The following is a 24,090-nucleotide window of genomic DNA, read 5'->3' on the forward strand; positions in this document are numbered from 1 at the left end:
GTGAATCGCCGTAGCCTTCTCGGCCTCATGGCCACCACTGCCGCCACCGGCGCGATGGCTCGTGACGCAGAACCGTTGCGCGCCGCCTTCGAGTCCGCCGCCGCCGCGAACGCCAGTGCCCGCGACGCTGACGCCTGGGAACGCGTCGCCCACGACTACGCCCGCGAAGTGGGCTGGTCCCCAGCCGACGTCCTCCAGCACGAGCTGGCGGTGGACTTCGCCGAACTCACGCACCTGGTGCCGTCCGGCCACACCGCCGTGCGGACCCGCCTGATCTACGTGGCCGCCCAACTCGCCGCGCTCTTGGCGATCAATCTGACCAACCTGGGCGAGGGGCGCGCCGCGCGCCGCTGGTGGCGCACCGCCGCCCGCGCCGCCGACCAGACCGGCGACCAAGCCATCGCCGCCCTGGTCCGAGGCCGCGGCGCGGTGTTTTCCCTCTACGCCTCCACACCCCGCCTGTCGGTCATCGAAGCAGCCGACGAGGCCATCGCTGTCGGACAAGGCACCCCGTGCGCCGGAGTCGCATCCGGGTATGCCGCCAAGGCTCAGGCCCTCGCCGAACTCGGACGCCACAGGGAGGCCGCGGACGTCCTCGACGACCTGGGCGACATGTTTCAGAGGCTGCCCGATGCGGTGCGGACCGAGCACGGCAGCCAATGGGGCTGGTCCAACGGCCGCCTGCTGTATGTGACCAGCCTCGTCCACACCTGCGCCGGGAACGTCGGGTCGGCGATGGAGGCCCAGGACGCCGCGCTCGCCCTCTTCCCGGTCCGTAACTGGCAGGCCCGAGGGCAGGTCGAGATGCACAGGGCGGGGGCCCTGATCGGGGCGGGCGACGTCGACGAGGGCACCCGTCACATGGCGCGCGTGCTGGAGCGCCTCCCGGCCGAACAGCGTGGGGACGGGCTCCTGCAAGTCAGCGCCATGACCTCACTGCGGCTCGCTCCTCCCGCGCAGGCCGGGCGGCCCTCGATCCGGCAAGTACGTGAACTACTGGCAGCAGGAGACCGATGACCGCGGACCTCACCTTCACCCGCCATGACCCCGCCGAAGCCGTGGACATCCTCGACGACGTGATTGTGCCGGTGTACGTCGCGTCGCATCAGGACGTGATCGACCAGCCGTTCTACTCCGCGCAGCGCTTCGCCGAACGCTTTCCTGGCTACGCCAAGGCGCCCGGGTTCGAGATCGTCATCGCGCATCTGGACGGCGAGCCGGTGGGCCAGGCGTTCGGGTACGCATTGCCGGTGAAGCCCCGCTGGTGGGACGGGCTGACGACGCCGGTCCCGGACGGGTTCACCGTCGAGACCGGGGCAAGAACGTTCGCCTTCAACGAGTTGATGGTCGTCCCCGAACAGCAGGGCAAGGGGGTCGCGCACGCCCTGCACGACGCTCTGCTGGGCGGCCGGGGCGAGCAGCGGGCGACGCTCCTGGTCCGCGAAGACAACGAGTCAGCGCAGCGCGCGTACGCACGGTGGGGCTGGCAGAAGGTGGCAAAGGCGCAACCGTTCCCCGACTCACCGCACTTCGACGTGATGATCGTCGACCTACCCCTCGCCTCTTCCATTCCATAGGGGCGGCGCGGGCAAAGCGCGAACGTGCGAGTGGCGCCCACCCTCACCAGGAGAGTGGGCGCCACTCGCATTTCTGGAGGACATCAAGAGGTCGTGGGTTCAAATCTCGCCACCCCGACACAGGTCAGGTCCTCTTTCGGCGCTTGGCGCAGAGGACGGAAACGTTCCCCTGCGGGAATCCCATGGGCCGACCTTCGAGTCGCCCCCTTTCTTTATTACCTGTGTGACTTGGGTGTATCGGCGCTGGAGCTGCCTGTCCTCGTGGCCGAGGCGTTCGTCGGTTATGGTGTCGGCCCGCCGACCATGTCCATTTCGCGGCCAACTCTTCTCTCGTGAACAGCAGGTGCGAGGGAGAGGAGCTCCTCGGCGGTCTGAAAGAAAGTTTGGACGAAGCGCGCGAACTCCGAACTTGATCTCAAGGACGCATCGTACGCATCCCTGCCAGCCAGAACGCACGCGCAGCGTGCATAGAGAAAGTGGTCGCTTGATTGCGGCCATTCCTGACCCCTCACGAACACTGGGATCTCCGCAAGCTCCCCTCTATCAAGCCCATTGAGAGCTTCGTGTAGCCGCTCAAAAAACTTGACCAAATCAGCCGCAGCCAGCTCACCGAGGCGCCCAGAGACTCGGCCGAGAGTCGACCGGACGTCGTCTGCTGATTGTGCTGAACTCAACCCGATGATGTCCCAAAAGTCGATCACGCGCCCCATCCTCACCTACTCGATCGGCTGGGATTAACCCGGCAGTGGATGCGGGCAATCTGAGCTTTCTAGAAGAATCTGAACTCCGCGTTTCTCGTGAAGAGGCCCAACACCCAATGCGTCGGCGAAATCGGATGAAAAGATTGTCACATACCCGGTGACTACATTCGAGTCAAACAGAGTGGGCTCCATAGATATACGTGACATCAGCAGGGGCTTCCGCTCGGACGACTTCGCCGCGTAGAGGGCAGCCCACGCAAACGCCACGCCTCGTCGCATCAGCTGGCAAACTCGGTCGGGGCCCGATGCATTGATGTCATCGTCCGGGATACCTCGCCCGTTGACCGCAGATTCGTAATGACCAACTGTCGCGGATCGCTTGCGATCTCCGAAGTAGGCGTCGCGGAGTGCGGCGAGTAGATTCGCGCCGTCCTCCATGACCCATCCCTCGTCGACGATCGTGCGCAGCGGAAGGTATAGGTCGGCCGTGCGGAGGCGGGCCAGGAAATCTGAGCCGAGCGCTCGCTCGGCGTCAGGGCTGATCACGGCCATCTGCCATGTCCCTTGATTCTTGAGTTCCATCGGTCAGGCGTTTAGGGTGCGGGATTCCTCCATGCGGAGGTTGTTAGGGTTCTATGATTTCTATGGGGTCCTCGGCGCAGACTACTTTGTCGAGGAACTCCTCCATGCTCGCTCCGACCCGCCACGTCCCGAACGCCCCGAAGGCGTACACCGCGGACGACTCGTCGATCATTGGAGTCATCGCGATGTCCCAGAGGCCGAGCGGGAAGACCCGTGACCCGCATAGGTCCATGAGCTGGTAGACGTCGTCGTAGTTGTCCCAGGCTCCGAGCAGTGGATCGAACAGCATGTCACTGTTCGGGTAGTTCGGGCCGATGGCCTGGTGCGCCGCCACCCGCAGTCCGCCGACCGAGGTCAGGGCCCACCGCGCCGCCGGGAAGTCCTCGTACCCTTGGCGCAGCAGGAAGTCGAACCACCGCCAAGGCGAAGTCTTGCGGGAGGGTGACCAGCCGGCCTCTCGCAACGCCTCTCTGGTCTCGACCCTCATTCTGCCAATCTCCGAATTACGGATGACCGATGACCTGCTCGGTCTGGGGGTCGTATCCTGCGAGTCCGTAGCGCACAGCGAGGTCTGTGGCGAGAGGGATGATGTGCGCTCGGCCGACATGCAATGTCAGTGCAGAACGTAACAGGACAGATCCTCCTGTTCCTCCAGATCCGGGTTGTACTCGGGTGGGTCAACCATGTCCTCGATTTCAGGCCACCTTGTGTGGATATCGGCTCTGAAGTCGAGGACGTCCTGGCTTGAAGAGAACAGATCCAGGTCGCCTTCGCATGCCGCTTCGTAGAGTCCCAGGGGCGGCGCTCCGCCTGCCTTCCAGAAGCACACGTCGACGCTCATTCATTCTCCATAAGCGGTGGCGGGGTTTGGTCCAGGTCTCACCGTCTGGCGGGCTGGGCGTCCTAGAGGTCGCGGCATTCGGGGCCGGAGCAGTTGCGGTAGGACGTTACCAGGGACTTCAATTCCGCCTTGCGCGCTTCGGGGGCCTGGGTCCATAGGTTTCCTAGTTCCCAGGGGTCTCTTGCTAGGTCGTAGTATTCGCGGTCGCCGTTTTCGTACTCGACGTAGAGTTCGTTTGCTGTGCGTACTGCGGCGTATGTGGGTGGGTTGCCGCCGTATTTGCGTGGGAGGTCGGGGTCGTCGTGGCTGTAGTTGGGGCCTAGGTGTTCGATGAATGCGGTTGTTCGCCAGCTGGAGACTGGTTGTCCGCGTATGAGGGGGGCCAGGGAGCGGCCGTCTGTTGTTGGGGAGGGTTTTAGGCCTGCTAGGTCTTCGAATGTTGGGCAGATGTCGGTGTTTTGCGCGAAACGCTGTTCGGTTTTTCCGGCTGGGACACCTGGGCCCGCGACGATCAGGGGGACGCGGATGTCGGTGTCGTAGGCGGTTAGCTTGCCCTCGACCAGGCGGTGTTGGCCCAGGTGGTAGCCATTGTCGGAGTTGAAGACGAAGTAGGTGTCGGCGCCCCGGCCCTTGGCGTTGACGGCGGCTTCCAGCGCGCCGATCATTCGGTCGATGGACTGGACGGCCCGTACCCGGTTCTGGAACGACTGTTCGATGGCGCGGAGCTGGCGCTTCCCCATTCGGGGGTACTTGCGTAGCCAGCCTGGTTTGTCGGTGATGTTGGGCTCGTTGAAGCCTGGGGTGCGGGGCGCTCTTAGGGTGCGGAACTTGGCGGCGTCCTGCGGGGCGGGGGTCGCGGGTGAGTGGGGCGCGAACGTCGACATTTCCAGCATGAACGGTTGCTTGGCGTCGGACGCGCGGTTGATGAAGTCGACGCCCTTGGCGCCGATCACGTTGGTGAGGTAGTCCTGCGGTGCACGGCCGTGGTGGACGAGGGCGCCATTGCTGTTCAGGTAGTAGTTGTAGTTCGCGTACCCGAGGCCGGTCACCTGCCATTCCGTCCAGCCGGGCGGGATGTAGGCGCGGGCGGAACCCTGCTTCTTCGTGGTCTCGTAGCCGTTCAGGTACTTGCCCATGAGCGCCGTGCGGTATCCGGCCTTCTGTAGCGCCACGGCGAACGTGTCCTGCTCGTTGCCCCGGCCGCGGAACACCGTGAACCCGCCCGTGGGCGGGTCATTGCTGCGGACCCCGGTGTTGTGCGGATACTTTCCCGTCAGGATCGTGGCACGGGATGGGCAACACAGGGTGTCCGCCACGAAGTAGTTGGAGAACGTCAGGCCGCGTTTCTGTAGGCGTTGGACGTTCGGCATGTACCTGACCAGGTCCCACGACAGGTCGTCGGTGAGGATGTAGACGATGTTGGGTTTGGGGCCGTCTTTCGCGGGGGTGGCCGACACCCGTCCGCCCTTGCCCTCGTCGGGGGCCCCGGGCGTCGCGCACGCGGCCAGGACCAGCGCGACCGCCAGCAGTGCCGCCCCCAACGGTGCGGCCTGCCATCGTCGTCGCGGCCGGGCGCCCAGCATCATGTCCCCCTGTTGTACGTCGTACGGCGGTCAGCCGGTCGACGGCCGCCCGATGATGATCAGGTTAGGGCACCGACGCGGGCGGAGCCGCCGCCGCGGGCTCGCGCTCGGACGGCTCCGTGACGGTCTCCGTGGTGGGCGGGACGGGTGGTGCCGCGCCATTCCTACGAATCTGCGCGACGGCGGCCCGTAGCCGGGGCCGCATGATTCGCTGCAATGGCTTCTCGACGAACCAGTACACCAGGCATGCCGTTGCCAACGCCGCCACGGTGATGACGGGAAGGACTGTCAGCCGGTCGATGATCGGGTGTGGGAAGAACTGCTTCACGATCGCCCGCGCCACCGTCTCGTGCACCAGGTACAGCGGATAGGCGATCGCGCCGAGGACGGTGAAGCCGCGCCAGTTCAGCCAGGTGAGTTTCCGCAACGCCACCAATGCCATGATCGCGTAGAGGACGGTGACGACGATCGGGATCACGACCTCGTGGACGCCCTCCCACTCGTTCAGCGGGCTGACGTCGTTCACCAGATGGTTCACCGACAGCGCCCACGACGCCGCGATGATCAGCCAGAGCGCGAGGTTGGAACCGAACCGGTAGATAAGGAAGAACGCCATTCCGGCGATGAAGTACGGAGCCGTCTCCGGCAGGAACACCGCCCCGAGGAACGCGCTGCCGCTCTCCTTGGCGTAGGCACCGATGAGCAGCCAGGACACCATGAACGTGACGCACCGCGCGTAGGTGATGCCGACGCATGCGAGGAGCGCCATGAGTACATAGAAATGCAGTTCCACCCACAGCACCCAGTAGGCGACCTCAAGCGGCGCTACGTGGAGGCCGTCCTGGAGCATCGTAAGGTTCGGCAGGACCCGCCGGACGGGGTCGGCGCCGTCGTCGTACGGCACCGCCGAGCCGCAGATCAGGTAGAGCACGAGGCTGAGCAGGACGCTGAACCAGTAGGCCGGGTAGATCCGGACGACCCTGGCGACGGCGAAGTCGGCGACGTCGCGGTCCCACACGGCCATCAGGATGACGAAGCCGCTGATCAGGAAGGCGAGCTGCACGCCGAGGTAGCCGAAGTGGGCGACCGGGGACAGTTCGGGATAGATCTTCTGGGCGTCCCGGCCCGGCCAGACCGTGCTGCGCACACCGGCGAAGTGATGCAGCATGAGCGCGGCTACGGCGACGAAACGCAGCAGGTCCAGTTCGCGCAGCCGTGGCCGCGTCCCGGCGGGGATCGTGCCCGCCGGTGCCACGGACGTGGAGACGGCGGTCGAGGGGGCTGCGGACGGACGTGTCATCGGACGATCTCCGCGGTGGCGCTGGACGGGTTCTGGTTACGGGCGAGCGGAAGCCGCGCCTGACGGAGCCGGACGAGCGCGGTCTTCATCCTGGGCCGCAGCCAACGCTGCGCGGGTTCCTCGACGAACCGGTGCACCAGGTAGGCGGCGGCGAGCGCGGCGGCGAAGGACACGACGAGCAGGGTCCACCGGTCGAGCCACGGGCCGAGGGCCTCGTCCAGCAGCCGTCCCACGGTCTCATGCACCAGGTACAGCGGGTAGGTGAGCGCGCCGAGGAGGGTGAACCCGCGCCAGCGCACCATGTCGAACTGGTGGGTGGCCACCATGGCCATGATCAGGAACGCGAACGTGACGCCGCCGGTGATGACGGCGTCCCACACCTGGGGCCAGGCCAGTTCGGGGTTGACGGTCCCGACCCGGTACGGGACGGCGAGCGCCCAGCACCCCGAGACGATCAACCACATCAGCAGGTTGGGGCCGAACCGGTGGATCAGGTAGAACGCCATGCCCGCCACGAAGTACGGCGTCCACGGGGGCATCAGGGCCGTGGTGAGCACCGTGAAGTTCGACTCCTGGGCGAACAGGCCCAGCAGAAGCCAGATGGCCATGAAGGCCACGCACCGCTCGTAGGTGATGCCGCGCCAGACGAGCATCGCGATCAGCACGTAGAAGTGCAGTTCGACCCAGAGCGTCCAGTAGACGACCTCCATGTTGGGCATGCCGATGCCCGTCTGGAGCATGGTCAGGTTCGGCAGGAAGGGCCGCAACGGGCTGTGCGACTGCATCGGCGTCTCGCCGACCAGGGCGTAGCCCGCCAGGGCGATCGCGGCACCGAACCAGTAGCAGGGGAAGATCCGCACGGTTCGCGAGACCGCGAAGTCGCCGACGCCCCGTCCCCACGCGCTCATCAGGATCACGAAGCCGCTGATCAGGAAGAACAGGTCGACGCCGAGGTTCCCGAAGTGGGCGATCTGCGCGATGCCGGGCATGTGGTGGTGGTTCGGCACGCCCCATCCGCTGATGCGACCCACGTAGTGGTGCAGCACGACGAGGAAGGCGGCGACGAAGCGGAGGAGGTCCAGTTCTCGGAGTCGGGGGCGGTCGGTGGGTGGGCGTGCGGTCATCGGGGGGCCTCGGTTGCTCCTGCCGCGTTCGGCTCGGCGGCGGGCGCCGGGGTCGCCTGGGCTTGGCGGCGTTCGCGGCGTTTTCGGAGGAGCAGGTCGGCGGCGGTGTCGATGTCGCCGTCCCACAGGACGCTGCCGTTCTCCAGGAAGACGCCGCGCGTGCACAGTTGGCGCAGGAGTTGGGCGTCGTGCGCGACGACGACCATGGTGCGGCCGCTGTCGCGGTATTCGTGGAGGCGGTCGATGCACTTGCGGCGGAACAGCGGGTCGCCCACGGCGAGGACCTCGTCGATGAGGAAGACGTCGGGGTCGGTGTGGACGGCGATGGAGAACGCCAGCCGCATGAACATGCCCGAGGAGTAGAACCGGACGGGCTGGTCCAGGAACTGTCCGATGTCGGCGAACTCCACGATCGAGTCGAACTTGCGGACGGTCTCGTCACGGTCCATGCCGAGGATGGCGCCGTTCAGGAAGACGTTCTCGCGTCCGGTGAGGTCGGGGTGCAGTCCGGCGCCGACCTCGATCAGTCCGGCGACGCGGCCGCGGATCCGGACCGAGCCCGTGTCGGGCGGCATCACGCCGGAGATGATCTTCAGGAGGGTGCTCTTGCCGGATCCGTTCACGCCGACCAGCGCGACGGCCTCGCCCACGCCGATGGTGAAGGAGACGTCGTCCAGGGCGGTGAAACGGTCGCGGAGGCTTTCGCGGCGCAGCGCCCGGACGGTCATGTTCTTGATCGAGCGGGCGTGCCGCAGCGTGAAGCGCTTCGTCACCGCGTCGACGACGACCGCGCGCCGGGGTGCGTCCATCACAGTTCCTCCGCGAAGCGGCGCTGCAACCGGGCGAAGACGGCCTGGCCCGCGCCGAGCAGCAGCACCGCGAACACCATCATGACGAGCGCGTCCCTGGTGAGGTGGACGGGGAACTCGGGTGTGCCGTCGGTCGTCGGCCACCAGAACGCCCGCTCGAACAGCAGGACGCCCAGGGCCAGCGGGTTGGCGAGGTAGAGGTCCAGGGCCCAGCCGGGCGCGGTGTCCCGCACGACCGTCCACGGGTAGATCATCGGCACCGACCAGGTGACGAACAGCGTCAGGATGTCCACGGCCTTGGCGGTGTCGCGGTAGAAGACGTGCAGCGCCGAGCAGATCAGCCCGAGGCCGATGCCGAGGACGGCGACGAGCGCGAACCCGAGCAGTGCCGCGCCGATCGCGGCGGCCGTCGGCGTCCATCCCCAGGCGAGCGCGACGCCGAGCACGATCGCGAGGCCCGGCAGCAGGTGGACGCACGACACCAGCAGCGACGCGACGGGGAACAGCTCGCGCGGCAGGTACACCTTGCGGACGAGCGGCGCGTTCCCCACCACGGCGTGGGTCGTGTTGATCAGCGTCTCGTTGAAGAACGACACCAGCACCAGCGCGGAGAACATGAAGATCGGGAAGTGCTCGATGTGCTCGCTCATCCGCAGGAACACACCGGCGACGAAGAAGAACACGGCGAAGTGCGCGGCGGGCCGCACGTACGACCAGCCGAGGCCGAGCAGCGAGCCCTGGTAGCGGGCCCGCAGCTCCCGCCGCACGATCAGCCTGAGCAGGTAGCGGCGCCGCAGGACGTCGGCGAGCCCGCCGCCGCGCCCCGGCTCGACCAGTTCCGGGTCGGAAAGGTCGTCGGCCGAGTCGGCCGGGTCGTGCACAGGTGGCCCCGATACGGACGTCATTGCTGCCGCCGCGCCGTTTCGAAGGTCTCCCGCCACTCGTCCGGCGACGTGAGGCCCGGCAGCGCGTCCTGGTACCGGCGGCTGAGCGACGCCCAGTCCTTGCCGAGCCTGGTGTGCAGCGCCGACGCCCGCCGGATCAGCGACCAGAACCGCTGCGGGTCGCGCTGGTACCAGGAGACCTTGGTGCCGTCCGCGGACGAGACGAGCGCGCTGTTGAACTTGGTCAGCAGCCACCAGGTCTGGTCGACGTGCGGGACGAGCGCCTCCGGGTGCGTCTTCGGGAACGGGCCGACCGGTTTGATCTGGCGGGCCGCGCCCAGCAGGGCCGTCTGGAACATGGCGCGCCGGTTCTTCGGCGCGACGACGTCACGGCCCTTGCGCGGCGGCTTACTGCGCCTGACCACCGGGAACTCGTCCAGGTCGGACTTGGCCTGGGCGTCGACGAACCCGGCGCGCAACTCCCGCAGCTCCCCCATCTTGGTGACGATCGACGGGTGCAGGTCCTCGGGGCCCTTGAGCGCGTCCTCGATCGCCAGCAGCATCAGCTCGGCCGTGGAGTACTGCATGGCCAGCGCGTGCTTGATGGTGATGAACAGGCTTTCCTTGAGCATGTTGCCGCCGCGGTCGTACGGCGAGTACAGCAGCGCGGTGATGATCCTGTTGCGTTCGGTGAAGTATGCCTGCCAGTCGGTCATGACGTCCTTGGAGTGCCACGGCACATGCCACACGGCGGCGCCCGGCAGCGACACGGTCGGGAAACCGGCGGCCTTGGTGCGCAGCCCGTACTCGATGTCGTCCCACTTGATGAAGAACGGCAGCGAGAGCCCGACCTTGCGGATGACCTCGACCGGGATCAGGCACATCCACCAGGCGTTGTACTCGACGTCCGCGCGGCGGTGCAGCCACGGCGTGCTGCGGAGCGGGTTCTCGGCGAGGTCGTGCGACAGTTCGGTGTGCGCCGCCGGGACCATCCACCAGCGGTAGCGCGCGACGGTCTCGCCGAACACGTGCAGCACCGACCGGTTGTAGAGGTCGAGCATGTGACCGCCGACGAGCATCGGCCCGCGCGCCAGGTCGGCGAACGTGGTGGAACGCAGGATGCTCTCGGGTTCCAGAATGACGTCGTCGTCCAGGAGCAGCGCGTAGTCGCTGCGCCCCGACTCGACGGTCTCGTGCATGACGCGGGAGAAGCCGCCGGAGCCGCCGAGATTGGCCTGGTCGATGACGCGGAGCCGGTCGCCGAGCGCCTCCGCGGCGGCGGCGAAGTCGGGGTGGTCCTCGACGCGGTCGGTGCCCTGGTCGACCACGACGATCTCGTCGACGACGTCCAGGACGTCGCCCGACGCCGCCAGGGTCGTGAGCTGCTCGACGCAGAACTTCGGCCGGTTGAACGTCGTGATGCCGACGGTGGCGGTTCCGGGACGGGTGCGGTCGGTGACCGCGCACCAGTCCGCGCCGTCCAGGACGGCGGTGCGCCCGTCGGCGATGACGTCGAACCAGTACCAGCCGCCGTCGATGAACGGGGCGAGCGGAAGGTCGACGGTCTCCTCGACGGAGGAGTCGGAGTCGACGTGCAGTGCCTTGATGCGCTCCAGATGACCCTTGCCGGTGGAGCGGTAGATGAGGATGGTCGCCTCACCACGGAGACGGACGCGCAACTGGACGTTCTCGACCGTGCTCCACCGTCGCCAGTACCCGGCGGGGAACGCGTTGAAGTAACTACAGAACGACACCCTGGTGCCGGACGGGACGACGATGCTGCGGCGTCCGATGATCTCGGCGCTGTCGTCCTGGGTGGACGGCCGGTACGCGGTCGCGCGTCCGGCGTCGCCGTCCGCCTCGCCCAGCACCCGTACCGCGGTGCTCTCCAGGTCGGCGGTGCGGCGGCCGAACACGGCGTTGCCGTCCACGTAGAGGGCGAGGACGTCGAAGTCGCGTTCGCCGGGCATCACGATCCGGTGCAGGACGCGCAGCCCCTCGGCCGGCTCGGTCATCGGTCGACTCCTCCGCTGGTCAGTCGTTCGCCTTGTTCGAAGTGGGGCCGCAGCCGGTTGGCGACGGCGCTCAGCGCGCTCGCGATCGCCATGTGCATGTCAAGGTACTGATAGGTGCCGAGCCGCCCGCCGAACAGGACGCCGTCCTCACGCCGGGCCATCTCCCGGTAGCGCAGCAGGCGCTCGCGGTCGCGCGCGGTGTTGATCGGGTAGTACGGCTCGTCGCCCCGGTCGGCGGCCCTCGAGAACTCCCGCATGATGACCGTCCGGTCGTCCGGGTAGTGCCGCTCCGGGTGGAAGTGCCGGAACTCGTGGACTCGGGTGTAGGGGACGTCCTCGTCGGCGTAGTTCATCACCGGTGTCCCCTGGAAGTCGCCGGTCGGGACGACTTCGGTCTCGAAGTCCAGCGTCCGCCAGCCGAGTTCCCCTTCCGCGAAGTCGAAGTAACGGTCGAGGGGGCCGGTGTACACGACGGGAACGCGGCCGACCAGGCCGTCGCGCATGTCGAAGAAGTCGGTGTCGAGCCGCACCTCGATGTTCGGGTGGTCGGCCATCCGCTCCAGCCACGCGGTGTAGCCGTCGACCGGCAGGCCCTCGTGGACGTCGTTGAAGTACCGGTTGTCGAACGTGTACCGCACCGGCAGCCGCGTGATGATCTCGGCGGGCAGGTCGCGCGGGTCGGTCTGCCATTGTTTGGCGGTGTAGCCGCGAATGAACGCCTCGTACAGCGGCCGCCCGATGAGCGACACCGCCTTCTCCTCCAGGTCGCGCGGCTCGCGTCCGGCGGGGATCTCGGCGGCCTGTTCGGCGATCAGAGCGCGCGCCTCGTCCGGGGTGAACGCCCGGCCGAAGTACTCGCAGATGGTGCCGAGGTTGATGGGCAACGGGTACACGCGGCCCTTGAACGTCGTGTAGACGTGGTGCCGGTACCCGGTGAACCGGGTGAATCGGTTCGCGTACTCCCACACTTGTTCGTTGGACGTGTGGAAGAGGTGCGCGCCGTACCGATGGATCTCGATGCCGGTCTCCGGCTCGTTTTCGGTATAGGCGTTGCCGCCGATGTGGTCGCGTCTCTCCAGGACCAGCACCCGCGACCCCAGCTCGGTCGCGCAGCGCTCGGCGACGGTGAGTCCGAAGAAACCCGAACCCACCACTACAAGATCAACGTTCACGGCTCGTCTTCCTGCGACGCCCCCGTCGCGTCGTGGGGGTGATCCGTTGATAGAAAGGACCCGGCAGGGCCGCGCGGGCCAAGATACCGACAACATCATCCCACTTGTGTGGAATCACCCCGGTCGGTCCGCCACGCCTCGCCTGTGAACCGAACCGGCGCCTCGCGCGTCGTCCGCGAGCTCCCCGAAGGAGTCACTGGTGTCGGTGGCCTCCGGCGGCCTCCCGCCGACCGTATACCTCCATATCGGCGCGCCTAAGAGCGGAACGACTTTCCTACAGAACCTGATGTGGAACAACGCCGAGGATCTGCCCGAGGCGGGCGTTCTCCTTCCGGGCGGCTCGTTCGACGCGCACGTGCAGGCCACCCGTGATCTGCGCGGCCTGACCAGGGAACCCGACGACCCCCGGCCCGGCTGGGAGGGCGCGTGGGATCTGCTCGCCGACGAGGTCAGGGCGTCCGACCAGCGCGTGGCCGTGATCTCCAACGAGGTCATCTGCGCGGTCGACGCCGAGGGAGCCGAACGGGCCGTGCGGTCCCTCGCGCCCTGTGAGGTCCATCTCGTCTATTCCGCCCGGGACCTCGCCGGGCTCCTGCCCTCCGAATGGCAGGAGTACGTCAAACACCGGTTCCATTACGATTTCGACCATTGGCTCGGCGAAGTGGTCGACGGTGATCGTGACGGCGGCGCGGCCTGGTGGTTCTGGCGCGTGCACGACATTCCCGATGTGCTCGGACGGTGGGCGCCGCACGTCCCGCCAGAACGAGTGCACGTGCTGACCCTGCCCGGACGGGACGCCCCCCGCGAACTGCTCTGGGAACGCTTCGCCGGGCTGATCGGCATCGACCCGGCGACGGCCGACCTGTCGGACGTGCGCACGAACGCCTCGCTCAGTTGGACGGAGACGGAACTGCTCCGCACGGTGAACGCCGCCGTCGACGAGGACGTCCCGATGTGGCTGTACCACCGGCTGGTCACCGACGTCCTCGCGCTGACGATCCTGCCCGGCCGAGGGGAGCCCGGCCGTGTTCCGTTGCCGCCAGGGCGTCGTGCGTGGGCGGCGGACAGGGCCCGCGATCTGACGGAGGCGATCCGCTCCGGCGGGTACGACGTCGTCGGCGACCTGGCGGAACTGCTGCCCGGGGACGGCCCGAGCCAGCCCGCCGCCGCGCCCGGCGACGCGGAACTGCTCGACGCGGCCGCCCACACCATTCTCGGACTTCTCGACCGGGTCTCCGTGCTGCGCGAAGAACTCACCGAACTGCAACGCGAACGGTCGGAGCAGTACGAGACCGCGCTTCCCAAGCTGATGGCCCGCCACCTGAGCGAACGCAACCAGGCCGTCTGGAAGATGCGCGTCGGGTACTGGCATCTCAAGGAGCGCCTCAAGGGCATCGAGCCGACGCCCGAACCCGAACCCGAGGCGGACGACGAGCAGTCGGAGATCCCAGGCGGCGCGCTGTCACCCCGGGCCACGACGCGATGAACCCCGGTACGCCCCGGCCCCGGGTCACCGCCGTGGTCGTCACGTATAACCGGCGCGACCTCCTCGTCGAGGCGTTGGACGCGCTCGCCGCCCAGACCCGGCCGCCGGACGGGCTGATCGTCGTGGACAACGCGTCCGGCGACGGCACTCCCGCGCTCGTCCGCGACCGGTTCCCGCACGCCGACCTGCTCGAACTCGCCGTGAACACCGGCGGCGCGGGCGGGTTCGCCGCCGGGATCGCCCGCGCGTTGGACACCGTGCCCGATGACGAGTCGGCGCTCATCTGGTTGATGGACGACGACACCGTCCCCGAACCCGGGGCGCTCCAGGCCCTGCTGGACGCACGGGACCTGGCGCCCCGCAGCCCCGCCCTCGTCGCCAGCCGCGTCGTGTGGACCGACGGGCGCGACCATCCGATGAACACGCCGCGCGTCAAGCCGGGCGCGTCCCGGACGGAGTTGGCGGACGCCGCCGAGGCCGGGTGCACGCCCGTCCGGTCCGCGTCGTTCGTGTCCGTGCTCGTCGACGCGGCGGCGGTGCGGGAACGCGGGCTGCCCGTCGCGGACTACTTCCTGTGGAACGACGACTTCGAGTTCACCACCCGGCTGCTGCGCGGGCGCACCGGGCTGTACTGCCCGGCGAGCGTCGTCGTCCACAAGACCGGGGCGTTCGGCGGCACCGACGCCGACCCGGGCGACCGCTTCTACTACGAGGTGCGGAACAAGCTGTGGCTGTTCACGCGCAGCCGCGGTCTCGGCCCCGGCGAACGGGTGCTCTACGCCGGGTCGTCCGTCCGGCGTTGGGCCCGTACCTACGCTCGTTCCAAGGATCGCGCGACCCTGCGCAGGGGGCTGGCGGCCGGTGTCCGCGACGGTGTGCGGCGACGTCCCCGGCCGACCGAGGAGGTCATTTTGGCGGCGATGCGCCGATATGATCCCTGACGACGCAGACCATACGAGGGCTAACGGGAGGGCGGGTGTGACTTCGAACGGCAGCCCGGACGACGAGCGCGGGGACGACCTGCCCAACGAGGACCCGCCGGCTCGGCACCTGCCGGGACCGCCCCCGCGGCCGCAGTGGCTCAGCGAGGACGACGACCAGGACGAACCCGGCGGAACCGAGGTAGTCGGCGGATCCGGCGGGACGACCGGCGGGACGACCGGCGACGAGACGATCGGCGTCGGCGGCGAGCCGCGCACCCAGGTCTTCTCGCAGGACACAGGCCGACCGCCCGCGCCACCCGCTCCGCCCGCCCCCGAGCCGCCCGCGCCTCCTGCACCCCAGCCGCCCGCACCGCCAGCGGCCCCGCCCGCCGCGCCGCCGACCGGTGGCGTCATCGCCGACTACACGATGACCGACTTCTCGCGCGGGACGTCCTCGGGCGCCCCGGGAGGCGAAGGCGCGCAGCCCGCCGCCCCGGACCGCGACGAGGAGGACCGCACCCGCGTGGTGCCCGGCCCCGGGCCCGCCGCGCCGGGGGCCGAGCCGGAGAGCGCCGGTCCGCCGCCGCTCCCGCCGGTTCCGTGGGCGCAGGAGATTCCCGGCCAGTCACCGGCCCCGCCGCCCGCGCCGCCGGAACCGTCCCCGCCCCCGGCCACCGTGGCGCAGCCTCCCCCTTTCCAACCGCCCGCCCCGCAGCCTCCCGCTCCACAGCTCCCGGCTCCCCAGCCGCCAACGCCGCAGCCTCCCGCGCCGGAGCCGTTCCCCTGGGCACAGGAGATCCCGGACGCGCCGAAGCCCCCGGCCCCTGAGCCGTTCCCCTGGGCGCAGGAAATTCCGGAGACGCCGAAGCCCCCGGCACCCGAGCCGTTCCCGTGGGCGCAGGAGATCCCCGGCCAGTCACCGGCTCCGCTTCCGCAACCGTCCGGGCCCCCGCAGTTCCCGTACGCGCAGGAGGTCCCCCCGTACGCGCAGGAGGTCCCCGGACCACCGGCGCAGGGCAACCCGCTGGCCGCCGCCCCGCCGCCACCGCCGCCCCCGGTCGAGGAGCCGTGGCGCACCTCGTCGGCCGCGCCCCGGCGCAGGGGCGGCCACAAGAAGCTGATCTTCGGCATCGTCGGCGGCCTGGCCGTCGTCGCGCTGGCCGCGGGCGGCACGTTCGTCGTACTCAACCGCGGAGGCGGCGACTCCGGCGACGACGGCGGGAAGTCGCGCCTCGCGGGCGCGCTGTTCGCCGCCGATCCCGCCGCCCGCGCCGACGGGCGCGACCAGGAGCTCACCGGCGTCGCGGCGTCCGGCTCCACGGTGGTCGCCGTGGGCGGGGAGGCCGACCCCGGCAACTACCGGGGCGTGTTCCTCGTGTCCGCCGACGGCGGCCGCACCTTCAAGTCCGCCGAGGTCAAGGGGCAGGGCGGCGGCGACCCCGGTGCCGCCGAGGTGCCCCGCGCGGTCGCGGGCGGCCAGGGCGGCTGGGTCGCGATCGGCACACGTCCGAACGGCGGCGCCGTGTGGACGAGCGACGACGGCCGGGTCTGGCAGCGCCAGCCCGACGCGGCGGGCGACGTCTTCGGCCCCGGCAACCGCGTCACGCGGGTCATCCGCACCGACAAGGGCTTCCTCGCGATCGGCGAGCACTCCCCCAAGCGCGACTTCAGCGACTCGGTGCCCGCCGTCTGGCTGTCCACCGACGGGACGAACTGGGACGCCCTGACCGGCGACCAGGTCGGCGTCCCCCTGCGCGGGAAGGTCGTCCTGGAAGGTGTGGCGGCGAGCGGCGGCGTCGTCCTGATGGGCAGCGGTCACACGCCGAAGCCCGGCAAGGCGTCGTTCCACCGCGCGTGGCGGTCCACCAACGGTGGCCGAACCTGGTCGCCCGCGAAGATCCCCGCGCCGAAGGGCACCCGCGGTCTCCAGGTCGGCGGCGGCCGGGCGGGGCTGGTCGCCGTCCGCGAGGTCAAGTCGGGGAAGACGACCTACGGTCAGGTGTTCACGTCCGCGGACGCCACGGAATGGCAGAAGGCCGGGAAGATCCAGTCGTCCGGCTACCAGTACGTCCAGCAACTGCTGGCGGCCGACACCGGTTATGCCGGGATCGCGCAGCGCGGCCGCGACCTGATGGTCGTCCGGTCGGAGGACGGCCGGAGCTGGAAGGCGGCGGGCACGCTGCCCCTGACGTCCGGCCGGGCCCTGCTCGGCGCGACGGTCTCGGGCGAACAGGCGATCCTGGTCGGCCGCGACTCCGGCGACGGCGACCTGAACGCCGTGCTGGCGGTGCGCGACGCGCGCGGCGGCGAGATCCCCGTCGACCCGCTCAAGATCTCCGGCGCGTTCCGCAAGGACCAGACGGTCACCGCCGTCGGCGGGACGGACGGCCAGGCGGTCGCGGTCGGCAGCACCGGCGGCGACGCCGCGGTCTGGACATCGTCGGACGGTTCGGCCTGGCAGCGCGCCCGCTTCTCCAGCGGGATCGCCCGACCGGCCCTCCAGCGTTTGTCCGCCGTCGCGCATGGCGGCGCGGGCTGGCTGGCCGTCGGCGACGGCGGCGGCTCGCCCCGCAAGCCGCTGGTGGTGACGTCGGCGGACGGCAACGTCTGGCAGCCCGCCGACACCGGCTCGGTGTTCGAGTCGAAGGGTTCGCTCCCCCTGTCCACCTATGGCGCTGCGGCCGGTCCCGCCGGGTATGTCGTGGTCGGCGACGACGGGCCGTCCGGCTCGATCTGGTACTCACGCGACCTGAAGGTCTGGCAGCGGGGCGGCGGCGTCGAGCGCAACGACCTCACCGCCACGAGCAACGGCAACCGCTGGGTGCGCGCGGCGGCGGGCGGGGCATTCGGCTTCGTCGCGGTCGGCGGCATGCTGAAACCGGGCACTCCGGGCGGACGTCCCGCAATGTGGGCGTCGCCCGACGGGAAGAAGTGGCGGTTGCAGGAGCTCAAGCTGCCGAGCGGGCTGACGCAGGGCTGGCTCACCCACGTCGCGGCCAAGGGGAACGTCCTGGTCGCGACGGGGGAAGGCACCGACTCGTCCGGGGAGGCGGTGTTCTGCCTCGTCTCGTCGGACGGCGGTAAGACCTGGCAGGACGGCAAGCTCCCGGCGCCCGGCTCGAAGGGATCCGTCCGGGTGACGGCGGTGACGGCGACGTCCAGGTCCTTCACGATGGCCGGGACCACCGGCGGCACCGGCGGGGCGGACGTCGTCACCTGGACGTCGTCCGACGGCGCGTCCTGGGAGTCGTCGACGCCCACCGGGGACGGCCTGTCCGGCCCGGGACGTCAGGAGATCACGGGCCTGGCGTCGTTCAAGGACCGGCTCTTGGGCGTGGGACGCAACGTCGCCACGTCCGGCGAACAACCCGTCCTGTGGAGCCGCCCGGCCTCATGACCGCCCCAGCGCTCGCGGCCCTGTACTCGCGAGACAGGGCTCGCGGGACGGGGTTCGCGGGTCAGTGGTCGCGGTTCGGTGGCGCCGGGTCGTAGCCGCGGACGTCGTCGTGCTCGACCACCGGAAGCTCGTGGTCGGGCACCGGGTCAGGCAGCACGGGCTCAGGCAGCACCAGGTCAGGCAGCACTGTGTCTGGCGGCACAGGGTCAGGTGGTGCCGACTCGATCGCTTGGCGCGCGTCCTCCCGGTCACGGGAGCGGTTGCGGCGGGCGCCGTAGGACGCGACGACCCGCCGGTAGAACGGTTTGCGTATCACGGTGGGGACGAGCCGGTAGCCGCCCCTGACCATGACGTTCCGCCAGTACTGCGGCTGGGAGATGAAGCCCTCGCGGAGCATCTGGCGTTGCAGGCGCAGCTCCGACCGCAGCAGGTCACGGCCGCCGCGGCGTTCGTAGGCGCCGTCCCCGACCCGGTAGTAGACGAGCGGCTCGGCGACGTTCACCATCCGCGCGCCGTTCGCGATCATCCGCGCGAACAGCCAGTAGTCCTCCATCAGCGGCAGGTCGCCGTAGCCGCCCGCCGCGACGACGGCGCTGCGCCGGTACACGACCGTCGGATGGTTGAACGGGTCGTGCAGGCGGGAGTAGCGCGCGATGTCGGCGGGGTCGCTAGGCGGAGTGCGCTGCCCGACGATGTCGGAGATGTCGGAGCCGAACTCCAGGAGCCCGGCGCCCACGAGGTCCGCGCCGGCGCGGACCAGCGGCACCTGGATCTGGAACCGGTGGGGCATCGCGACGTCGTCGGCGTCCATCCGCGCGACGATGTCGTGCCGCGCCGCGTGCAGGCCCGCGTCGAGGGCGGGGCCGAGGCCCTGGTTGCGCGCGAGCTGGACGAACGTCACCTCGGCGGGGCTGCCGTCGACCAGTTCCCGCAGGCAGGCCGACAGGTCGGCGGAGACGGGGCCGTCCCGCACCAGGACGACCTGGTCGGGTCGGAGCGTCTGGTCGTGCACCGCGCTGTGGAAGGCGGCCCTGACGTGCTCCTCGCGATCACCGCCGTAGACGGTCATCAGAAGGGAGAAGGGTTCGGGCTGCATGCGTCCGTTCCGGGGGAGGGAGCGTGAGCGCCCGGCAGAGCCCGGTGCGGGGGGCGGGTCCTCGGGGCAGAAGTCGGGGGGATCGTCGGTCGTCGTAGATGTGACGTCTCAGCAATGGCGTTGGTTTGCGCGGCCAAGATATCGCTCCGCCCGGACGGCCTGCGCGGCGACCGCCGCCCTGGTCACGTTCGTGCGCAGACGTCACGGTCTGCGCGAATCTCTCCGGCGACCGTCGGGACCATTGTGTTCTGGCCGCGGAGCGCGGCGCCGTCCTTGCCGATGACGAGGTAGACGTAGCCGGGCTTCGCGGATTTCCAGGGTCGCGGCGGATGGCCGGGAATGGCGATCGCCAGCCGGGCGGCCTGCGCCTCGGCGCCGACGCCGTACAGGATCTGGGTGCGGGGGTACGGCTTCTTGGTGGTGCCGACCTTGACGACCTTGAAGCGGCGTTCGGTGAGCTGGTCCGCGGTGCGTTGCGCGAGGCCGGGGGTGTGGGTGCCGTTGAAGACGCCGACCCTCACCTGCGCGGGCGGGACGGGCGGCGCCTGGTTCGCGTTCTGCGCCGGGACGGGCGTCGGCGCGGGCTCGGGCAGCTTGTTGTCCTCCCGGACGGCCTGGAACAGCGGCGCGGCCAAGGCCCGGCTGAACTGCACGCGGTTCTTGTCCTGCGGATACGCCTGCACGGGGACGGTGACGAACCGCACCTTCCCGGCGCTCATGCCGCGCAGGCTGCCCGCGATCTTCTGCATGGTGGGCAGCGTGAGCCGGTCGTCCACCTTGATCGACTTGGCGACGGCGGAGAGGAAGCCGTAGGTGCGTCCGGGGTCGGTGAGCATCCCCCGGTCGGTGGCCTTCTTCACCACGGACGCCATGAACGCCTGCTGGCGTTTGATCCGTTCGAGGTCGGAGCCGTCGTTGAGCACGTACCGGGTGCGGACGTAACCGAGGGCCTGTTCGCCCTGGACGGTCTGGCGCCCCTTCTTGAGGTGCAGTTCCGCCTTCGGGTCGTCGATGCGGTGCGGCACGCAGATCTCCACGCCGTCGAGCGCGTCCACGACCCGTTTGAAGCCGGAGAAGTCCACCTCGACGTAATGGTCGATGTGGACTCTCGTGAGGGACTCGATGGTCTTCCAGGTGCACGCCGGGCCGCCGTTGGAGAACGCCGCGTTGATCATTCCGAACTGGGCGGGGATGACGGCGCCGTTCTTCTTCTCGCAGGACGGCATCTGCACCATCGAGTCGCGCGGGAAGCTGATCCCGATCGCGCTCTCACCGCCGGGCGAGATGTGCAGCAGGATCGTGGTGTCGGACCGTTGGCCGGACTCCTCCCCGTACCGGGAGTTCTCGCCCGCGCGGCTGTCGGAGCCCATCAGCAGGATGTTCAGCGAGTTGTTGAGCTTCTCGGGACGGTCGTCGCCGAGCCGTCCGTCCACGTTCTCGCGGGCGATCTGGCCGTCGAGGCGGCGCCAGAACCCGTACGCGGTGAGGCTCGCGGCGACCAGCACCACCGACAGTCCGATCGACAGCCAGCCGAGCACGCGCCACACGCGCCCCCGTGCCGGTGGCTCCGGTGGCGGTGGGGCGTCATCCGCGTAGTACACCGGAGACGGCGCGGCGGCTCGCTGCATCCGTAACATTTCAGCACAGATTGGACAGCAGTCACGGGCGTCACAGCAAAGTCGGACGAACCACCGCGCCCTCCGGCCGCCCGCGATGATCACGGGAGGGCCGTCGCGGGGAGGGCCCCGGTCGCTAGACTCCTCCGAAGATGAGCACAGTAGACGCGCTGACCGACCAGGCCATGGTCGTGTTGCAGGACCGGCCGCTGGTGCCGCTGACCGCCTGGTTGACCAAGGCTCTCGGCGAGTGCACCGCGAGCGGACGCACCCTGCAACTGGTCACGCCCCTCGACTCCCGGCTGTCGCTCCCCCTCCGCACGGCCGCGTCCGGGGACGACGTGCAGTGGATCGTCAGCAACGGCGACGGCTACTACGAGGGCCTGACCGGACGGCCGATGAAATGGAACGGCTCGACGTACATTCCCGTGCCCGAGGCCCGCGACTACGCGCCCGGGTTCACGACCCGTCCCAGCGCGCCGATCGGATCGCAGCTCACCCTCGTCTACCGCACCAGGCACGGCGCCGAGGGCGACCTCGGCGGGCCCGTCGAACGCCTCCTGCAACTGCTCACCGGCAAGCCCCCGGGCGCACTCGGCGCCGCCGAGCCGCTGGAGCATCCCTGGCGCGCCGACCGGTTCACCGAGTACGCGCGCGGACGCGCCACCGCCCGGCTCCTGGTCAGCGGCGACGGGCCCCGTCCCGCCATGGCGATCTGCGACTTCACCGCGGCCGAGGGCGGCGTCGTCGCCGAGGTCAGCACCGTCACCATCGGCTACATGCCGGAGGACCCGCCGCCCCTGCAACACCTGCCGACGCTCGTCGGCGCGCTCGCCGCCGACCAGAGCGTCGCGTCGCTGTTCGTGCAGCTCACCCCGGGTCGTGCCGACCTCGCCACCGAGCCGCGCTGGACGGGCGCGCCCGCGCCCGTCGCGCTCGCCGTCGCGGGCACCGTCAGCGGGCCGAACGGCCTGCCCGGCCAGCAGGTCGGGCCGCCACGTGCGCCCCTCACCTTCTTCCCCCTCGGCGACGGACGTTCCCCGGACGGCTGGCAGCGCCACAGCGCCCTCATGCAGCACCTCCAGTCGGCCTGAGCCGCGCCGCCGGGGGCGCCCGGGGCGCTCGGGACCGCCGATGATCTACCTGTCCAGGATGATGTACGGTCCTGCCCATGGGAGAGGACGGTCAGCTCGACGCGCTTGAGCGGGCCGTGGAGGGGACCCTCGCCGAGGGGTCGTTCGAGTTCGACGGCGACGTCTCGGTCCTCCGCATCGAGGGGTCCTTCATCCTGACGACGGGCTGGCTGCTGTCCTGCGGCGTCGCGGGGATCGGGCTGCTGCTCGCCGGGGCCGTCCTGTCCCTGACCGGGTCGCAGGACGCGGCGCGATGGGCGCTCGCTCCCGGCGCGGTTCTACTCGTCCTCGTGCCCGGCCTCCTCATGCTGTTGCGGTTCACCCCGTTGAGCGCGATGTGGCCCGATCTGGAGCTGCGGTTCGCGGAGCGGACGATGGTGCACCGGAGCACGCGCGTCCCGTTCGGCGACCTGCGGCCCGAGCATCTGGTGTGGAAGAACGGACGGTTCTTCCGGCGCCTGTACGTGCGGCACCCGTCCCTGCGCAGACAGCTCGCCGGGTTCTTCGGCAGCGAGGAACGGCAGGCGGTCGAGTTCGAGCGGCGGCTCTGGGACCTGATCTCCGCGCCGGGCCTACCCCGCGCCGCGGCGCGTCCCGCAGACGGCCTCATCGCCCGCGACGAACTCGAACCGCCGTTCGTCGAGCGGCTGATCGAGCTGGTGCGCGTCCGCTACGACGACGAGGGCGGCTCGTACACGCGGCTCGTCCCGCCGCTGCTCCGCGACGAACCCGGCGCGGACGCCAGCGAGGAGGGCGCCGAACTCGCCCTGTTCCTGCACCAGCTCTTCAACGACCGCAACCATGCCGTCGAGGAGCTGCACCGTCTGAAAGCCCTCGCCGACCCGGCGTTGCGCGCCAACGTGGGACGGTTCCTCATCTGGGACTACGCCCGAGCCCCGATGCTCTACCGCTGGGGCCACATGGTGGGTTGGCTGACAGAGGAGTACTGCTGGGAACGGATGCTTCCGCTGGCTCTCGACATCCAGCGGCGCTACTCGTCCTGGCGGGACATGGCCACCTGCTACCTGCAAGGCCGTCTGCTCTGGTCGGGCGGAGCCGGGAAGGCGCAGGACGAATACGAGCGTCTCATCGACGACCTCGTCACCAATCCGCGCAGCCCCTGGAACCTCGTCCCGTTCGACCTGGACCTCACCCGCGACTGGCCCTGATCCAGCCTCGTGCGCGGGGCCAGCCCTGACCCGGACCTGCCACCCCACGAGGGTCAGCCGTCCAGGGGGTCAGCCGCCGATGACTCCGCCGTGGTAGGCGGCGCTGTCCTGGTCGGACGCTCGCCAGCTGCGCGCCGGGGCCTCGCTCGACCCGTCCGGGTAGACCGTCCCGCCCGCCCAGCGGACCAGCGAGTCGGCGAACTTGCGGGCGACGCGCAGCGCGTCCGGCACGTCGGCGACGGCGCGCACGTCCACCCACCACACGGGGGCGGTCACCCGGTCGGCGAAGTCGGAGCCGAGCAGCCGCCGGATCTCGCTCTGCACCGGTACCTGCACGGCGTCCTCGATCGCCACGAGCAACCGGCCCTCGGCGTCGTACACCAGGGTCGGCTCGGGTTCCCCGCCGCGCAGCTCCAGCGGCTCACCCATCGCGATCATGCCGTCGGCCACGGCGTGCACATCTGGACGGCGGCGCGCGAGCGCCACCAGATCACTGCTCATCGAGTCACCTGCCTCCCCTCTCCACCGCAACCCTATGAGACATCCGGGGGGCGCCGCCGCGCGTCCGCGGATACGCCCATCCCCCGACATCCCTACCATCAACCGCCATAGTCCGAACTAACGACCGCTACCCTGGACCGATCCGAAACCGCGTTCCCGCAGGGACCCCAGCACGGAGCGT

At 69.7% G+C, this 24,090-nt stretch carries 21 protein-coding genes; 7 read left to right on the forward strand and 14 right to left on the reverse strand.

Annotated features, from left to right (window positions below; all coding sequences use genetic code 11):
* Entirely contained in the window at window positions 1–1,017 is a 1,017-nt protein-coding gene (locus ABD808_RS20230; RefSeq protein ID WP_344898919.1) for a hypothetical protein, read from the forward strand.
* Complete coding sequence (locus ABD808_RS20235) at window positions 1,014–1,577, forward strand: GNAT family N-acetyltransferase (protein WP_344898921.1); 564 nt, start codon at window positions 1,014–1,016, stop codon at window positions 1,575–1,577. The genes ABD808_RS20230 and ABD808_RS20235 overlap by 4 nt, the downstream gene beginning before the upstream one ends.
* Window positions 1,578–1,858: 281 nt before the next feature.
* Here ABD808_RS20235 and ABD808_RS38540 read toward each other — a convergent pair whose 3' ends face one another.
* From ABD808_RS38540 to glf, 11 genes are all read right to left on the reverse strand, one after another.
* On the reverse strand, window positions 1,859–2,287 hold the full coding sequence (locus tag ABD808_RS38540) for a DUF4240 domain-containing protein (protein WP_425548951.1): 429 nt from the start codon (window positions 2,285–2,287) through the stop codon (window positions 1,859–1,861).
* Between the two features lie 24 nt (window positions 2,288–2,311).
* Window positions 2,312–2,860, reverse strand: a complete 549-nt coding sequence (locus ABD808_RS20240) for a hypothetical protein (RefSeq protein ID WP_344898923.1) — start codon at window positions 2,858–2,860, stop codon at window positions 2,312–2,314.
* 43 nt (window positions 2,861–2,903) lie between these two features.
* Complete coding sequence (locus ABD808_RS20245) at window positions 2,904–3,347, reverse strand: SUKH-3 domain-containing protein (protein WP_344898925.1); 444 nt, start codon at window positions 3,345–3,347, stop codon at window positions 2,904–2,906.
* Between the two features lie 126 nt (window positions 3,348–3,473).
* Complete coding sequence (locus tag ABD808_RS20250; protein WP_344898927.1) at window positions 3,474–3,701, reverse strand: hypothetical protein; 228 nt, start codon at window positions 3,699–3,701, stop codon at window positions 3,474–3,476.
* A 62-nt stretch (window positions 3,702–3,763) separates the two neighbouring features.
* On the reverse strand, window positions 3,764–5,287 hold the full coding sequence (locus ABD808_RS20255) for a sulfatase family protein (protein WP_344898929.1): 1,524 nt from the start codon (window positions 5,285–5,287) through the stop codon (window positions 3,764–3,766).
* A gap of 61 nt (window positions 5,288–5,348) precedes the next feature.
* Window positions 5,349–6,584, reverse strand: coding sequence for an acyltransferase family protein (locus ABD808_RS20260; protein WP_344898931.1), 1,236 nt, complete (start codon window positions 6,582–6,584; stop codon window positions 5,349–5,351).
* Complete coding sequence (locus ABD808_RS20265) at window positions 6,581–7,708, reverse strand: acyltransferase family protein (protein WP_344898933.1); 1,128 nt, start codon at window positions 7,706–7,708, stop codon at window positions 6,581–6,583. The genes ABD808_RS20260 and ABD808_RS20265 overlap by 4 nt, the downstream gene beginning before the upstream one ends.
* Window positions 7,705–8,517, reverse strand: a complete 813-nt coding sequence (locus tag ABD808_RS20270; protein WP_344898935.1) for an ABC transporter ATP-binding protein — start codon at window positions 8,515–8,517, stop codon at window positions 7,705–7,707. Before ABD808_RS20270 ends, ABD808_RS20265 begins: the two co-directional genes overlap by 4 nt.
* Window positions 8,517–9,422: an ABC transporter permease gene (locus tag ABD808_RS20275; RefSeq protein WP_344898937.1), complete on the reverse strand. Its 906-nt coding sequence runs from the start codon at window positions 9,420–9,422 to the stop codon at window positions 8,517–8,519. The genes ABD808_RS20270 and ABD808_RS20275 overlap by 1 nt, the downstream gene beginning before the upstream one ends.
* A complete protein-coding gene (locus ABD808_RS20280) occupies window positions 9,419–11,416 on the reverse strand; it encodes a glycosyltransferase (protein ID WP_344898939.1) in 1,998 nt (665 codons plus the stop codon). Before ABD808_RS20280 ends, ABD808_RS20275 begins: the two co-directional genes overlap by 4 nt.
* Window positions 11,413–12,588 carry a UDP-galactopyranose mutase gene (glf, locus tag ABD808_RS20285; RefSeq protein ID WP_344898941.1) on the reverse strand — a complete coding sequence of 392 codons (1,176 nt, stop codon included), beginning with the start codon at window positions 12,586–12,588 and terminating at the stop codon, window positions 11,413–11,415. The genes ABD808_RS20280 and glf overlap by 4 nt, the downstream gene beginning before the upstream one ends.
* 199 nt (window positions 12,589–12,787) lie before the next feature.
* Here glf and ABD808_RS20290 point away from each other — a divergent pair, with 199 nt between their 5' ends.
* The 3 genes from ABD808_RS20290 to ABD808_RS20300 are packed head-to-tail and all read left to right on the forward strand — an operon-like array spanning window position 12,788 to window position 18,394.
* Entirely contained in the window at window positions 12,788–14,074 is a 1,287-nt protein-coding gene (locus tag ABD808_RS20290; protein ID WP_344898942.1) for a hypothetical protein, read from the forward strand.
* A complete protein-coding gene (locus tag ABD808_RS20295; RefSeq protein WP_344898943.1) occupies window positions 14,071–15,015 on the forward strand; it encodes a glycosyltransferase in 945 nt (314 codons plus the stop codon). The genes ABD808_RS20290 and ABD808_RS20295 overlap by 4 nt, the downstream gene beginning before the upstream one ends.
* Window positions 15,016–15,052: 37 nt before the next feature.
* Window positions 15,053–18,394, forward strand: coding sequence for a hypothetical protein (locus ABD808_RS20300; RefSeq protein ID WP_344898944.1), 3,342 nt, complete (start codon window positions 15,053–15,055; stop codon window positions 18,392–18,394).
* A 61-nt stretch (window positions 18,395–18,455) separates the two neighbouring features.
* On the opposite strand, the gene ABD808_RS20305 is transcribed toward ABD808_RS20300, so the two are convergent.
* Window positions 18,456–19,490 (reverse strand): glycosyltransferase, encoded by a 1,035-nt coding sequence (locus ABD808_RS20305; protein WP_344898946.1) that lies wholly within the window; start codon window positions 19,488–19,490, stop codon window positions 18,456–18,458.
* 182 nt (window positions 19,491–19,672) lie between these two features.
* Window positions 19,673–21,118, reverse strand: a complete 1,446-nt coding sequence (locus ABD808_RS20310) for an LCP family protein (RefSeq protein WP_344898948.1) — start codon at window positions 21,116–21,118, stop codon at window positions 19,673–19,675.
* A gap of 140 nt (window positions 21,119–21,258) precedes the next feature.
* On the opposite strand from ABD808_RS20310, the gene ABD808_RS20315 reads away from it, so the two are divergent.
* Together ABD808_RS20315 and ABD808_RS20320 are read left to right on the forward strand one after the other, a co-directional pair.
* Window positions 21,259–22,200: a DUF6177 family protein gene (locus ABD808_RS20315; protein ID WP_344898949.1), complete on the forward strand. Its 942-nt coding sequence runs from the start codon at window positions 21,259–21,261 to the stop codon at window positions 22,198–22,200.
* 77 nt (window positions 22,201–22,277) lie between these two features.
* A complete protein-coding gene (locus tag ABD808_RS20320) occupies window positions 22,278–23,408 on the forward strand; it encodes a DUF1266 domain-containing protein (RefSeq protein WP_344898951.1) in 1,131 nt (376 codons plus the stop codon).
* Window positions 23,409–23,477: 69 nt separating this feature from the next.
* Here ABD808_RS20320 and ABD808_RS20325 read toward each other — a convergent pair whose 3' ends face one another.
* On the reverse strand, window positions 23,478–23,909 hold the full coding sequence (locus ABD808_RS20325; RefSeq protein ID WP_344898953.1) for a hypothetical protein: 432 nt from the start codon (window positions 23,907–23,909) through the stop codon (window positions 23,478–23,480).
* Window positions 23,910–24,090: the final 181 nt, after the last annotated feature.

The sequence above is a fragment of the Actinomadura meridiana genome (assembly GCF_039537545.1).
In the GTDB taxonomy this organism is placed as follows: Bacteria; Actinomycetota; Actinomycetes; order Streptosporangiales; family Streptosporangiaceae; genus Spirillospora; species Spirillospora meridiana.

What these genes read in the sequence shown, in the direction of transcription:
- ABD808_RS20235 (WP_344898921.1), top strand. Translation starts at nt 1,014, where the DNA reads ATGACCGCGGACCTCACCTTCACCCGCCATGACCCCGCCGAAGCCGTG.
- ABD808_RS38540 (WP_425548951.1), bottom strand. Translation starts at nt 2,287, where the DNA reads ATGGGGCGCGTGATCGACTTTTGGGACATCATCGGGTTGAGTTCAGCA.
- ABD808_RS20240 (WP_344898923.1), bottom strand. Translation starts at nt 2,860, where the DNA reads ATGGAACTCAAGAATCAAGGGACATGGCAGATGGCCGTGATCAGCCCT.
- ABD808_RS20245 (WP_344898925.1), bottom strand. Translation starts at nt 3,347, where the DNA reads ATGAGGGTCGAGACCAGAGAGGCGTTGCGAGAGGCCGGCTGGTCACCC.
- ABD808_RS20250 (WP_344898927.1), bottom strand. Translation starts at nt 3,701, where the DNA reads ATGAGCGTCGACGTGTGCTTCTGGAAGGCAGGCGGAGCGCCGCCCCTG.
- ABD808_RS20255 (WP_344898929.1), bottom strand. Translation starts at nt 5,287, where the DNA reads ATGATGCTGGGCGCCCGGCCGCGACGACGATGGCAGGCCGCACCGTTG.
- ABD808_RS20260 (WP_344898931.1), bottom strand. Translation starts at nt 6,584, where the DNA reads ATGACACGTCCGTCCGCAGCCCCCTCGACCGCCGTCTCCACGTCCGTG.
- ABD808_RS20265 (WP_344898933.1), bottom strand. Translation starts at nt 7,708, where the DNA reads ATGACCGCACGCCCACCCACCGACCGCCCCCGACTCCGAGAACTGGAC.
- ABD808_RS20270 (WP_344898935.1), bottom strand. Translation starts at nt 8,517, where the DNA reads ATGGACGCACCCCGGCGCGCGGTCGTCGTCGACGCGGTGACGAAGCGC.
- ABD808_RS20275 (WP_344898937.1), bottom strand. Translation starts at nt 9,422, where the DNA reads ATGACGTCCGTATCGGGGCCACCTGTGCACGACCCGGCCGACTCGGCC.
- ABD808_RS20280 (WP_344898939.1), bottom strand. Translation starts at nt 11,416, where the DNA reads ATGACCGAGCCGGCCGAGGGGCTGCGCGTCCTGCACCGGATCGTGATG.
- ABD808_RS20295 (WP_344898943.1), top strand. Translation starts at nt 14,071, where the DNA reads ATGAACCCCGGTACGCCCCGGCCCCGGGTCACCGCCGTGGTCGTCACG.
- ABD808_RS20305 (WP_344898946.1), bottom strand. Translation starts at nt 19,490, where the DNA reads ATGCAGCCCGAACCCTTCTCCCTTCTGATGACCGTCTACGGCGGTGAT.
- ABD808_RS20310 (WP_344898948.1), bottom strand. Translation starts at nt 21,118, where the DNA reads ATGCAGCGAGCCGCCGCGCCGTCTCCGGTGTACTACGCGGATGACGCC.
- ABD808_RS20315 (WP_344898949.1), top strand. Translation starts at nt 21,259, where the DNA reads ATGAGCACAGTAGACGCGCTGACCGACCAGGCCATGGTCGTGTTGCAG.
- ABD808_RS20320 (WP_344898951.1), top strand. Translation starts at nt 22,278, where the DNA reads ATGGGAGAGGACGGTCAGCTCGACGCGCTTGAGCGGGCCGTGGAGGGG.
- ABD808_RS20325 (WP_344898953.1), bottom strand. Translation starts at nt 23,909, where the DNA reads ATGAGCAGTGATCTGGTGGCGCTCGCGCGCCGCCGTCCAGATGTGCAC.